The sequence below is a fragment of the Frigoribacterium sp. ME-P-080 genome (genome assembly GCF_030209595.1).
Classification (GTDB): Bacteria; Actinomycetota; Actinomycetes; order Actinomycetales; family Microbacteriaceae; genus Frigoribacterium.
In genome coordinates, this window is record NZ_JARVRR010000003.1 from 23,809 (window position 1) to 36,530 (window position 12,722).

Annotated in this window: 11 protein-coding genes and 1 other RNA gene; 2 read left to right on the plus strand and 10 right to left on the minus strand. The window is 71.1% G+C overall.

Annotated elements, in window-relative coordinates; translation table 11 throughout:
* Positions 1–12: 12 nt before the first annotated feature.
* The gene (locus QRN23_RS05330; RefSeq protein WP_285062799.1) at positions 13–1,677 is read right to left on the minus strand and encodes an ABC transporter substrate-binding protein; all 1,665 of its coding nucleotides are present in this window, start codon (positions 1,675–1,677) and stop codon (positions 13–15) included.
* Positions 1,678–2,157: 480 nt separating this feature from the next.
* Positions 2,158–3,471: an ROK family protein gene (locus tag QRN23_RS05335; RefSeq protein WP_285062800.1), complete on the minus strand. Its 1,314-nt coding sequence runs from the start codon at positions 3,469–3,471 to the stop codon at positions 2,158–2,160.
* 41 nt (positions 3,472–3,512) lie between these two features.
* Here QRN23_RS05335 and QRN23_RS05340 point away from each other — a divergent pair, with 41 nt between their 5' ends.
* Together QRN23_RS05340 and QRN23_RS05345 are read left to right on the plus strand one after the other, a co-directional pair.
* On the plus strand, positions 3,513–4,397 hold the full coding sequence (locus tag QRN23_RS05340) for a LacI family DNA-binding transcriptional regulator (protein ID WP_056046098.1): 885 nt from the start codon (positions 3,513–3,515) through the stop codon (positions 4,395–4,397).
* A 225-nt stretch (positions 4,398–4,622) separates the two neighbouring features.
* On the plus strand, positions 4,623–6,212 hold the full coding sequence (locus tag QRN23_RS05345; RefSeq protein ID WP_123570321.1) for a hypothetical protein: 1,590 nt from the start codon (positions 4,623–4,625) through the stop codon (positions 6,210–6,212).
* A 268-nt stretch (positions 6,213–6,480) separates the two neighbouring features.
* Here QRN23_RS05345 and ssrA read toward each other — a convergent pair.
* From ssrA to QRN23_RS05385, 8 genes are all read right to left on the minus strand, one after another.
* Positions 6,481–6,858: a transfer-messenger RNA gene (gene ssrA / locus QRN23_RS05350) on the minus strand.
* 129 nt (positions 6,859–6,987) lie between these two features.
* Positions 6,988–7,464 (minus strand): SsrA-binding protein SmpB, encoded by a 477-nt coding sequence (gene smpB / locus QRN23_RS05355; protein ID WP_056046102.1) that lies wholly within the window; start codon positions 7,462–7,464, stop codon positions 6,988–6,990.
* 116 nt (positions 7,465–7,580) lie between these two features.
* A complete protein-coding gene (gene ftsX, locus QRN23_RS05360; RefSeq protein WP_056046104.1) occupies positions 7,581–8,495 on the minus strand; it encodes a permease-like cell division protein FtsX in 915 nt (304 codons plus the stop codon).
* Positions 8,492–9,235 carry a cell division ATP-binding protein FtsE gene (ftsE, locus tag QRN23_RS05365; RefSeq protein ID WP_043593759.1) on the minus strand — a complete coding sequence of 248 codons (744 nt, stop codon included), beginning with the start codon at positions 9,233–9,235 and terminating at the stop codon, positions 8,492–8,494. Before ftsE ends, ftsX begins: the two co-directional genes overlap by 4 nt.
* Before the next feature lie 103 nt (positions 9,236–9,338).
* Entirely contained in the window at positions 9,339–10,448 is a 1,110-nt protein-coding gene (gene prfB / locus QRN23_RS05370) for a peptide chain release factor 2 (RefSeq protein ID WP_056046106.1), read from the minus strand.
* 79 nt (positions 10,449–10,527) lie between these two features.
* Entirely contained in the window at positions 10,528–11,397 is an 870-nt protein-coding gene (locus QRN23_RS05375) for a hypothetical protein (RefSeq protein ID WP_285062801.1), read from the minus strand.
* Positions 11,394–11,984 carry an RNA polymerase sigma factor gene (locus tag QRN23_RS05380; protein ID WP_285062803.1) on the minus strand — a complete coding sequence of 197 codons (591 nt, stop codon included), beginning with the start codon at positions 11,982–11,984 and terminating at the stop codon, positions 11,394–11,396. The genes QRN23_RS05375 and QRN23_RS05380 overlap by 4 nt, the downstream gene beginning before the upstream one ends.
* Positions 11,985–12,112: 128 nt before the next feature.
* Positions 12,113–12,715: a hypothetical protein gene (locus tag QRN23_RS05385; protein WP_123570323.1), complete on the minus strand. Its 603-nt coding sequence runs from the start codon at positions 12,713–12,715 to the stop codon at positions 12,113–12,115.
* Positions 12,716–12,722: the final 7 nt, after the last annotated feature.

Genomic DNA, 12,722 nt, shown 5'->3' on the forward strand with positions numbered 1-12,722 from the left:
TCCCGACCACGATCACTTGAGCTTCAGGTTCAGGACGGTCTGGGCGTTGTCCCAGGTCTTCCACGTCGCCGGGAAGTTCTCGGTGTCGTCGTCGCCCGTGGGCCAGCCGGTCACCTTCGCGCTGTTGAACTCGGTGAGCGTGGACTGCAGCAGCACGGGGATGTACGGCATGTCCGCCACGATCTCCTTCTGGATCGTGAAGTACTGCTCGGTCTTCGCCGCGACGTCGTCGGTCTGCTCGGCCGCGACGATCGCGGCGTCGACGGTCGGGTTCGAGTAGCGGGCGAAGTTGTTGATCGCCTGCTCGCCCACCGGCGAGGTCGTCGTCGAGTCGAAGTTGCCGTTGTAGAGGTAGTACGGGTCGGTCGACGGGCCCTGGCCGAGCGAGTCCATCGTCAGCTGGAACTGCCCGTTGTTGCGGGCGGCGACCCACTCGTTGTACGACTTGGCGCTCTGCGTGATCTCGATGCCGACCGCGCGCAACTGCTCGGCCATGGCGTCGATCGCCGCGATGTAGTCCGAGTAGCCGGTGACGACCTGGATCTCGAGCTGCAGCTTCTGGCCGTCCTTGGCGTAGATGCCGTCCGAGCCCTTCGCGTAGCCGGCCGACTGCAGGAGCGCGTCGGCGCCCTCGGTGTCGGCCGTCATCGGCGTCTCCTTCTCGACGTCGGGGCTGATGTAGTCGTCGTCACGACCGAGGGTCATGAAGGTCGGCGAGATCTGCTTGTTCGTGCCCGAGAAGGCCAGGTCGTTCAGCTGGTCGCGGTTCATCGCCTTGTAGATCGCCTGGCGAACGGCCGGGTCGGTCTGCGGCCCCGTGCAGCCGAGGTCGGCGTTCGAGCAGGTCATCAACGTGATCTGCTGCAGCGGGGTGGCGACGTAGCTGACGTCGGGGTTGCTGCCGAGCACCTTGTCGGCCTCGGGGATGAAGATGCTCGACCAGTCGAGGTCGCCGCCGACGATCGCGTCGGTGGCCGAGGTGTTGTTCGCCAGGGCGATGTACCGGATGCTCTTGACCTCGGGCTTGCCCGACTGCCAGTAGTTCGGGTTCGCCTTGTAGACGTAGCTCTGCGGGGTGAAGGTGTCGAGCATGTACGGCCCGGTGCCGATCGGCTTCTCGACCGGGTCGGTCGCGATGTCGGAGAGCTTCGAGAAGACGTGCTCGGGCACGATCGCGGCCTGGCCGAGGATGTCCGGGCCCTTGACGAACGAGGTGTCGGCGAAGGTGAAGACCACCGTGTCGTCGTCCGTGGCCTCGACGGTGCCCTCGAAGCCGACGCGGTTCAGCTCGGGCTTGTCGAGCATCGTCTGGAACGTGTACGCGACGTCGTCCGCCGTGAAGTCCTCGCCGTCGCTCCACTGCACGCCGGTGCGCAGGTCGACGGTCAGCTCGGTGCCGTCGTCGTTCCACTCGTACTTCTCGCCCAGCATCGGCTTGGGGTCGGCGCCGGTGAGCACGTTGTAGTAGAAGAGCTGCTCGTAGAGCAGGCCCTGCGAGGTGCTGTCGGCCGTGGCCGAGAACGGGTTGAAGTTGGCCGTGAGGTCGCCCGCCGGGCCCGTGTTGGCGGTGATGCCGCCTTCGTCGCCGCCGCTCGAGGCGGTGCAGCCGGTGAGCGCGAGGCCCGCGGCGGTCGCGAGTGCGATCGCACCGAACCCGACCCGTCGGCGGTTGGTCATGGAGAGAGGCATCGTCGACCCTTCGTCGTGCCAGGCGCCGTCGCCTGGTCCCGGGTCTTTCTTAGACGACTTACGTAAGCGAGTCAAGAAAGTCGTGAGGACGTGTCGGGATCGTGACCCGCGCCTCCTGGCGTGCCGCGGCGAACCACACCGGCCCGACCCGCGCTCGCCCGACCCGCGCTGGCCCGGCCCGCACCACACCGCGTTTCGTGCACGGCACCCCGACTAGACGCGGTGTGCTGCACGGAACGCGGCGCGGAGGCAGGTGGGCCCGCCCGGGCAGCGGGGGCACGCTGCGCGGCGCACCTTCCCCACGCACCACACCGCGTTTCGTGCACCGCACCCCGACTAGACGCGGTGCGCTGCACGGAACGCGGCGCGGAGGCGTGTGGGCCCGCCGGGGCAGCCGACGGGACGCGGTGCAGTGCACGACTCGCGGTGCCGAGGAGGCGCGGGCCGGGTCCGGGCACCGTCGCGGGGTCAGCGCGAGATGGCGCGTTGCACGACGAGGGCGGCCGCACCGATCGCGGCCGCGTCGCGCGGATCGGTCGAGACCTCGACCCTCGTGGTGTGCACGCCCCGCGAGAACGCCGTGCGGGCCAGGGCCTCGACGGCCGCCCGGGCGTAGATCGAGCCGGCGACCGCCATCCCGGGTCCGCTCAGCACGACGCGGTCGAGGTCGAGCAGGTTGGCGAGCGTGACGACCCCCGCGGCGAGCTGCTCTGCGGCGCGCGTGACGAGCCCGTCGGCCGCGGCGTGACCGGCGATCGCCGCGCGGGCGAGCAAGTCGAAGTCGCGCGCGACCCCGCCCGGCGCCCAGGCGAGGCCGAGGTCGTCGAACGCGGCGGCGTCGCGACGGGCCCGGGCGACGACGGCCCCGGGCGACGCCGCGAGCTCGAGGCAGCCGCGGTTGCCGCAGTAGCAGGGCTCGCCGTCGAGGTCGATCGACACGTGGCCGAGCTCTCCGGCGCCGGAACTCGCGCCCCGGTGCAGGGCCCCGTCGAGCACGATGCCCGAGCCGACCCCCGTGCCGAGGTAGACGCAGGCGAACGTCTCGGAGCGCGGCACCTGGCGACTCCAGAACTCACCGAGCGCCGCGGCCGCCGCGTCGTTGTCGACGATCACGGGCAGGCCGAGGCGCAGGGCCAGCGCGGCGTGCAGCCCGGCGTGGAGGGCACTCTCGGTCGACCGGGGCCCGGTGCGCACCCCGTGGGCGAGGGTGGCACGGGGACCGACGACGGCCAGGCCGGCCACCGCCCCACTCGCGAGGCCGAGGCTGCCGACGACGTCGTGGAAGCCGTCGACGATGCGGACCGCGGCGGCCGTGACGTCGTCGGACGCGGCGGGCCCGGCGTCGACCTGCAGGCGCCCGACGACTCCCCCGCGCATGTCGGTGACGACGTAGGTGAGCGCGTCCTCGCCGATCTGCACGCCCATGCCGTAGACGGCACGCGGGTTGATCTCGACCATCGTGCGCGGCTTGCCACCGGTCGACGCGACGCGGCCGGTCTCCCGGACGAGCCCCTCGTCCAGCAGCCGCCGGACGATCGTCGAGATCGACGCCTGCGTCAGTCCACTGGCCTGGGCGAGCTCGACGCGGCTGATCGGGCCCGACGACCGCACGAGGTCGACCACGAGTTCGCGGCTGGTCTGCGGCGCGGGCTGGGGCGCCGGCTGCGAGGCGGGCTGCGTCGTGGGCTGTGCCGGGGTGGGCGGCGAGGTGTGCGACCGCCACGGCGTCGCGGGCCGGGCAGGGGGGTGCGTCGAGGTCCGGTCGGGGTCGCGGGTCACCACGGGCGTCGCTCCGACCTGTCGGGGGCTGTAGGTTCGGGCGCATGACCGACTCGATCGTCGACACCCGGGTGGCCCCTGCCGGGCCGGGCGACCGCCGTCGTGTCGGTCTCGCCCTCGTCCGCCCCGGCGAGATCTTGGGGGCGGAGCCGTTCTACCACGAACTGATCGCCGGCATCGAACGGGTGCTGCGCCCCCGCGGCCACACCCTGCTGCTGCAGGCCCTCGCCGACCGCGACGCCGAGCTGTCGGCCTACCGGCGGTGGGCGGCCTCGGGCGACTTCGGCGCGGTCGTGCTCGTCGACCTCACCGACGACGACCCCCGACCGGCCCTGCTGCGCGAGCTCGGCCTGCCCGCGGTCGTGCTCGGCGACCCCGCCCTCTCGGGAGACCTGCCCGCCGTCTGGACCGGCGACGGCGTGGCCATGCGCGACACCGTCGCCGCGCTCGTCGCGGACGGGCACCGTCGACTCGCGCACGTGTCGGGCCCGGGAGCGCTGCTGCACACGCAGGTCAGGCAGGAGGCGCTGGTCGCCGCGAGTCGCGCCTCCTCGTCCGTCGTCGAGACGATCGAGGGCGACTACTCGTGGGACGCCGGCGCGGCCGCCCTCTCGCGTCTGCTCTCGGGGCCTACGCCGCCGACGGCCGTCGTCTTCGACAACGACCAGATGGCGCTCGGCGGCCTCGCCGCGGCGCAACGACTCGGGGTCGAGGTGCCGACGCGACTGACGCTCGTGGCGTGGGACGACTCGTCGCAGTGCCAGTTGTCGACGCCTCCGCTCTCGGCGGTCAGCCACGACGTGCAACGCCTCGGCGAGGTGGCCGCCGGCATGCTGCTCGGCGTGCTCGCGGGTGAGGGCGTGGCGTCGGTCGAGGCGCCACCCGCGTCGCTCGTGCGGCGGGGGTCGTCGGGGCCCGCGCCGGTCTGACGCCTGCCGATCCGCCGGCCCCGGTGTCGACTCCCACCCAGGTGAAACAGGGGTGACCCGACAACCACCCTGCGCATTCCGGACAGTTCGGTGGGTTTCTCTCAGGTTCCGGATAGGTTCGGTGGGCACGGGGGGTTCCCTTCGTGCTGCGCGTCTCACCCGGCGCTGGGCCGGGGGCGGACAAGCGATGACGCTTGCACCACCGATCAAGAAAGCACTCACCACGTGATCACCAAGTTCTCCTGGCGCCGTGCGGTGGCCGTCCCGGCCGTCCTCACGCTCGCCCTCGGAGGGGCCCTCCTCTCCACCACGGCGGCCAACGCGGCCGACGGCATGCTGGACATCACCAGCCCGACGGACGGTGGCGCGACGACCTCGCGCGACGTCTCGATCGTGGGTACCGCGGTTCCCGGGGCCTCCATCAACGTCTTCACCGACGACACGCGGACCACGCGTCTCGTGCAGACCACGACGGACACTACGACCGGAGCCTTCACGGCCGTCCTGCCCTCGTACCCCGTCACCGCCCCCCGCGAACAGAGCGTCTTCGTCGACGGTGTCGTCGGCGGCAGCGGCTTCTCCGACGCGCAGCCCCTGTCGTTCGTCCTGCCGATCGGCAAGTACCTCACCCTCGAGACGCCCGTCGCGAACACCCCGACCGGCAGCCGCGACGTCGTCTTCTCCGGAACGGCGACCGAGGGCTCGACCGTCATCGTGAGCTCCGCCGGCGTCGAGCTCGGCCGTGCCAACCTCGGCAACGGCACGACCTACTCGATCCCCTTCACCTACGCCGACGCCGCCGCCACGGCCCAGACGGTCACGGTCACGGGCATCGTCGGCGGCAGCGGCCTCGAGCCGGTGACGCGTGACTTCACGCTCCCCGCCGTCGTGACGCCCCCGACCACGCCGGTCACCCTGCCCGCCCCGGTCATCACCGCGCCCGCCCAGGGCGCGACCGTCACCGGCACCGAGGTCACCTTCGAGGGCACCGGCACCCCCGGCGCCGACATCGGCCTCGTCGTCACTCCGACCGACTCCGTCAGCACCCTCGCCGACGACCCGGCCGCGCGCATCGTCGTCGACGAGAACGGCGACTGGACCGTCACCGCGGCCCTCCAGCCCGGCGACTACACGGCCGTCGCGGTCCAGGTCCTGCTCGACGCCGCCGGCCAGCCGGTCCTCGACGAGGACGGTCTCCCCGTCGCCTCCGACGACTCGACCCCGGTCGACTTCACCCTCGAGGCCGCGGCCGTCGTCCTCGACGCCCCGGTGATCACCTCGCCCACCCAGGGTCAGGTCGTCGTCGGTGACCAGGTCACCTTCGAGGGCACCGGCACCCCCGGCTCGAACATCCTGCTGGCCGTCGTCCCGACGGACCAGCTGGACGAGCTCGAGGCCGCCGAGAACGGACGCGCCGCCGCCGCTGCGGTCCCCGCCGACCCCGCCGACCCGATCGTGGTCGACGCCGCCGGCAACTGGACCGTCACCCTCGCCCTGACGCCGAACGACTACACGGCCGCCGCCGTGTCGTTCCTCCTCGACGCCGACGGCGCGCCGGTGCTCGACGCCGCCGGTCAGCCGATCGTCTCGGCCCCCTCGGCCGACGTGGCGTTCAGCCTCGTCGCCGCCGTGACGCCCGCAGCCCTGCCCGCCACCCCGATCGCCACCGGCACCACGGGCCTGGCGTACACGGGTAGCGAGGGCACCGAGGCCGCCATCGGCATCGGCGCCGCCGTGCTGCTGCTCGGCTCGACGCTGATGGTCCTCGCTCGCCGCCGCGCGAAGCTCGCGACCACCGACGTGGCCGGCGAGTAACACCCGCACCACGACGACGGCCCCCGTCGCTGCCTCGGCAGCGGCGGGGGCCGTTCCGCGTCCGGCGGCGGCCACCCCCGGCCCCCGGTCCCCCCGGTTCCCTTCGCAGGTGTCGCACCGCCGGATGAACGTCGCACCGTCCACTTCGGCGGTGCGATGCTCATCCGGCGGTGCGACACGGCGCGGACCGCTCAGGCCCGGGACGCACGAGCGCCCCCGCCTCGAGAGGCGGGGGCGTTCGGTGTTCGAGAGGTGTGACGACGACCGGTGGTGGAGATGGGGGGAATTGAACCCCCGTCCATCGCTGAGATTGCACGCATTCTACGGGCGTAGCCAGATGAGGCGTTCTGCTCGGCTCCGACCTTTGTTACTGGCTTCTAGGTCGACGAGCCCAGCCCGAGTGCAAGTCCCGTGTGACCCCCAGGCGTAGTCACACAGCAAGCCATCTAAATGACGTCAGGATCTGGTTAGAAGGCGGTCACCAGACTGACGGACTCCATGTGGCTCTACTGCTTACGCAGCGAGAGCGAAGTCAGTGCGCTTGTTATTGGCACTTATTGTTTTCCAGAGATCGTTTACGAGATAACCCTGGATCCTCGGCCCGCTTCTCGTTCGCACACAGGCGATGTCGAAACCGATCATCCCCATGAGGGGGCCGTCGTCACACGCTCTTGAATTACCAACGCACGTTTCCGTGCGGCCCATCAGTCTACGTCGTCCGACGCGTTCGCGCCACCGTCGGCGACCCGCCCGCCCGTGCCCGACGACCGACCGGTCACTCCCCCAGGTGCTTGCGCGCCGACATCGCCGACTGCGCCTCGCGCGTCGCGGTGCGCTCGCGCAGGGTCTGGCGCTTGTCGTACTCGCGCTTTCCCTTCGCGAGGGCGATCTCGACCTTGGCCCGACCGTCGCTGAAGTAGATCTTGAGCGGGACGACCGTGAAGCCGCCCTCCTTGGTCTTCTGCCCGATCTTGTCGATCTCGTGGCGGTGCAGCAGCAGTTTGCGCTTGCGCCGGGGTGCGTGGTTGTTCCAGGTGCCCTCGGTGTACTCGGGGATGTGCACGGCGTCGAGCCAGGCCTCGCCGGCGTCGACGAACGCGTACCCGTCGACCAGCGACGCGCGGCCCTGCCGCAGCGACTTGACCTCGGTGCCGCTCAGGACGATGCCCGCCTCGTACGTCGTCTCGATCGTGTAGTCGTGGCGCGCGCGGCGGTTCGTGGCCACGACCTTCTCACCGCGTTCTTTCGCCACGCTGGCCTCCTGGTCGTTCGGGTGGGGGTGCTGCCGACAGGCAGCCGTTCAGTATACAGCGAAGGAGGCGCGGTGCCCGTCTGACGGACACCGCGCCTCCTTCACGGGGCCGGCTTCTAGACCTTGAGGTAGCGCCTGATGGCGACGTTCGCGCTGAGGGCCGCGAGCAGGATGCCGACGACGATGACGATCGGCACGACCAGGGCGGCGTCCCGCAGTCCGATGAACGGCGTGCCCTGGAAGGTCACCGCCAGGTAGCCCTTCACGAAGAAGTTCACGATCGCGACGATCGCCCCACCGGCCAGCAACGAGCCCACGAGGGCCGCGATCACCCCCTCGAGGATGAACGGCGTCTGGATGAACCGGTTGGACGCCCCGACCAGGCGCATGATGCCGAGTTCTCGACGCCGGCTGAACGCGCTCAACCGGATGGTCGTGGCGATCAGCAGCACGGCAGCGATCAACATGAGGGAGGCGATGCCGATGGCCGTGTAGCTCGCCGCGTTCAGCACCGAGAAGATCGGGTCGAGGTACCCGCGCTGGTCGACGACGCTCTGGACGCCGGCCAGGCTCGACAGGCTCTCGGTGAGGACGTCGGACTGCGTCGGGTCCTTGAGGTTCACCCAGAAGGTCTCGTTGAGGTACGCCGGCTGCACGAACTCGGTGGCCGGGCTGTCGGCGAACTGCTGCTTGAAGCGGTCGTAGGCCTGGGTCTGGTCCTCGAAGTAGAACTTGTCGACGTAGGGCGTCAGGACGTCGCTGTCGAGCTGGGCGCGGACGCCGTCGATCTGGTCCTTCGTCGCCATCGCCCCGGTGCAGTTGCCGGTCGTGTCGGTGTCGGTGCAGAGGTAGACGGCGACCTGGGCCTTGTCGTACCAGTAGCCCTTCATCTGCGTGATCTGCATCTGCAGCAGGGCCGCGGTGCCGACGAAGGTCAGCGAGATGAACGTGACGAGCACGACGGAGATGACCATCGAGGCGTTGCGACGGAGGCCGCTGCCGACCTCGCTCATGACGAGTCCGAGTCTCATGCGTCGGCCCCTCTCGTGCTGAGGTCCTCGACCCCGATGGCCTGGATGGGCACCGCCTGGGTCTGGTAGCCGCCGTGACGCTCGTCGCGGAGGATGTTGCCCGCGCTGAGCTCGATCACCCGTCGTTGCATCTGGTCGACGATGCCCGCGTCGTGGGTCGCCATGATGACCGTCGTGCCGCCGGCGTTGATGCGCTCGAGCAGGGTCATGATGCCGGCGCTGGTCGACGGGTCGAGGTTGCCGGTGGGCTCGTCGGCCAGCAGGATCGCCGGCTTGTTGACGATCGCACGGGCGATGGCGACGCGCTGCTGCTCGCCGCCCGAGAGCTCGTGCGGCAGACGGTGCTGCTTGCCGACCAGGCCGACCATCTTGAGGACGTCGGGCACGGCCTCCTGGATGAAGCCCTTGCTCTTGCCGATGACCTGGAGGCTGAACGCGACGTTGTCGAACACGTTCTTCTGCGGCAGCAGCCGGAAGTCCTGGAACACGACGCCGAGGTTGCGCCGGAAGTACGGCACCTTGCGGCTCGAGAGCGTGCCCAGACGCTGCCCGAGGACGTGGATCTGGCCCTGGGACGGCTTCTCTTCCTTCAGCACGAGCCGCAGGAAGCTCGACTTGCCGGAGCCGCTCGCCCCGACGAGGAACACGAACTCGCCCTTGAGGATCTCGAGGGTGACGGCGTTCAGCGCGGGCCGGGGGTTGCCGACGTAGACCTTGGTGACTTCATCAAACCGAATCATGACGGGGATCACCCTAAGTGCGGCCGGCGACGATCGTCGCAGCGACTCGCTGCGGCGGGGCGGCTATGGATGTGCTGGGAGCCGCCGGGCGGGCGACGCCCGGTCAGTCCTGGTCGTCGCGCTTGCGCCAGCGGATGCCCGCCGAGATGAAGCCGTCGAGATCGCCGTCGAAGACGTTCGAGGGGTTGTTGACCTCGTGTTCGCTGCGCAGGTCTTTGACCATCTGGTAGGGCGCCAGCACGTAGCTGCGGATCTGGTCGCCCCAGCTGGCGGTGATGTTGCCCGCCAGCTCTTTCTTCTTGGCGTTCTCGGCTTCTTTCTGCAGCAGCAGGAGGCGCGACTGCAGCACGCGCATGGCGGCGGCGCGGTTCTGGATCTGGCTCTTCTCGTTCTGCATCGAGACGACGGTGCCGGTCGGGATGTGCGTCAGCCGCACGGCCGAGTCGGTCGTGTTGACGCTCTGACCGCCGGGGCCCGAGGACCGGAAGACGTCGACGCGGATGTCGTTCTCGGGGATGTCGATCGACTCGGTCTCTTCCATCAGCGGGATGACCTCGACCGCGGCGAAGCTGGTCTGGCGCTTGCCGGCGGCGCCGAAGGGGCTCATGCGCACGAGCCGGTGCGTGCCGGCCTCGACGCTGAGCGTGCCGAAGGCGTAGGGGGCGTCGATCTCGAAGGTGGCGCTCTTGATGCCGGCCTCTTCCGCGTAGCTGGTGTCCATGACGGTGGCGGACATGCCGTGCTTCTCGGCGTAGCGCAGGTACATGCGCAGCAGCATCTCGGCGAAGTCGGCGGCGTCGACCCCGCCGGCCCCGGCGCGGATCGTGATGACGGCCGGGCGCGGGTCGTACTCGCCGTCGAGCAGCGTCTGCACCTCGAGGACGTCCATCATCTTCTGCAGGGCCCTGAGCTCGGCCTGGGCCTCGTCGGCGCTCTCTTGGTCGTCGCCGTCGTTCGCCATCTCGACGAGCACCTCGAGGTCGTCGAGCCGCGCCTCGGTGGTCTCGAGCTTCTCGAGCTCGGACTGCCGGTGGCTGAGGGCGCTGGTGACCTTCTGCGCGTTGTCGGTGTCGTCCCACAGGTCGGGGGCCGAGGCCTGTTCGCTGAGCTCGGCGATCTCGGCGACGAGACGGTCTTGCCCGATCACCGCACGGATGTCTTCGAACGTGGCCCGGAGGGCGGCAATCTGCTCAGAGAAATCCAGTGCGATCATGGTCCCCGAGCTTACCCGGCCCGCGTGGGCCGGGCCTGCCCGTGCCCCGCGCCTCCCGGCCGAGGCGCGGGGTCACGTCTCATCCGCAGTACTCGGGCGGGGCGATCCGCGTCGTGCCCACGCTCATCTGGGTGATCCGCTCGGAGGTCCCCACCACGAACACGAGGTAGCGCCCGTCGTCGCCCGCGACGGCGTACTGCGTCCCGTAGTTCTCGTCGTGGTCGAGCGTGAGCTCGGCGTCCGGGTACGCGGCGAGGAGTCGTCCCTCGTCGTCCCCGAGGCCGATGCCGGACGCGGTGCGGGGGGTGGCGCTCGCGAGGGCGGCCGGATCGACCGCCAGGGTGGAGGAGACCGTCGCGATCTCGGTCGTGTCCGGCGACGATGCCCGCGAGAGGGCGAGGGTCAGCCCCCGTCCGTCCGAGAAGAACGACGCCGGACAGCCGGAGCCGTCGTCCGGCCCCCGCTCGAACGTCGTCAGCAGAGCGGCCTGGTCCTCGAGCCGGCCGCCGAGGACGAGCGGTCCGATGCGGTCGGTGGACACGACCCAGGTCGAGGGGTCCGCCGGATCGTCGACCGCCGGTGTCGGGGCCGCGGGTGGGACCGGTGTCGCCGATGGCGTCCCCGCCGGCTCGACCACGCCCGGCGACGTGCCGGGGTCGTCCTCGGGTCGGTCGGACGGGAACGCGGTGGGCCCCGCCTCGCCGGTGCCCGACGGCAGGGCGCCGCCCCCGGCGAGCGCGACGCCCCCGACGGCCAGCGCCACGGCGGCCGCGCCGGCCACCGACAGCAGGACGACCCGCCGGCGACGGACCGAACGGGCGCGGTCGGGTTCGCGCGCGACGGTCTCGATCAGGAGGCTGCGGACGGCCGCGGCACGGTCGCGGTCAAGGCCGTGCGCGTCGTGCGCGTCGTGTGGGCCGTTCGGACGGTCGTTCGGTGCGTCGCTCATCGGTTCTCTCCGGTCAGGGTGACGGGTCGTCCGGAGGCCGACTCGGAAGCCGACATCGCTTTGGCGAGTCGCGACTTGGCCCGCGACAGTCGGGACTTGACGGTCCCGACGGGCACGCCGAGCGCCTCGGCCGCGGTCGCCATCGGGAACTCCTCGAGCACGCAGAGCCCGAGGACGTCGCGATCGGCCTTGCCCAGGCCGTCGAGGGCGACTCTCAACCGCCGGTCCCGATCGATGACGTCCAGTCGCGCCGCGACGTCGTCGGCGGGATCGTCCACGTCGGCGTGCGGCGGCAGGGAGGCCAGGGCGATGCGGTGTCGACGGGTCGACCTGGCGAGGTTCTGGGCGACGTGGCCCGTGGTCACGAGCAACCACGCGAGGACCGACCCGTCGACGATGCGGACCGCGTCCCGACGGCGCCACGCCTCGAGGAAGACCATGGCCGTGACGTCCTCGGCGTCGTGCCGGTGTCGGCACAGCCGCAGGGCGTGGCCGTGCACCCGTGCCTGGTGGCGGTCGAAGACGGTCCCGAACGCGGCCGGGTCCCCTGCGACCGCCCGGGCCCAGACGTCGGCGTCCCCCGTCACCGGTCGTGCTCGCTTCTCGTCGTCATGTCGACGTCCCCTCTGGTCCGTTGCTGCCTCCCGTACATGTCCGATCGCCCGGAAAGGTTCCCTCGTCTCCTCTCCCCGAGGTCGGCACCGGTCGGCCCGCGTCAGCGCCGGGCGACGCCCGCTTCCCGCAGGGCCACGTCGGCGAGGCGGCGGACGACCGCGGCATCCCCCGCGCGCCAGGCGGCCACCGGGTCGGGAGACACGGCGAGGGCGGCCTTCGCGTCGCGGCCGGTGAGTGCCCGCAACGCGAGCAGGTCCTCGCCGCCCGGCAGGGCGAGCAGCGCACGGACCGAGGAGGCGCGGCGCACGAACGCGATCCGCCCGCGCAGCCAGACCCACAGCACCACGAGGCTCGGCACCCCGGCGACGACGAGTCCGGCGACCAGCGCCGCCCGGGCCACGCCGTCCTGCTGCTGCCGTCCGGCGTCGGCGAGGGATTCTCCGGCCCCGCTGGCCCCGTCGAACGGGGCGCTGGCCGCACCGCCCACCAGCGGCAGCCCTTCCAGCGCGCGCGACGCGTCCTGCATGGTGCCCTGGAAGCCGGCCCCCGCCTCCTCGAGTTGCCTCCCGAGGTCGGCGAAGGTGCCGATGAAGGTCGCGATGCTCACCCCGAGCACGACGAAGAGGACGACGAGGCCGACGGCCACGACGTCTCCGGTCACCTGGCGGGTCCGGACGAGGGGCGAGGCCGAGTAGAGCTGCATGGCCCCA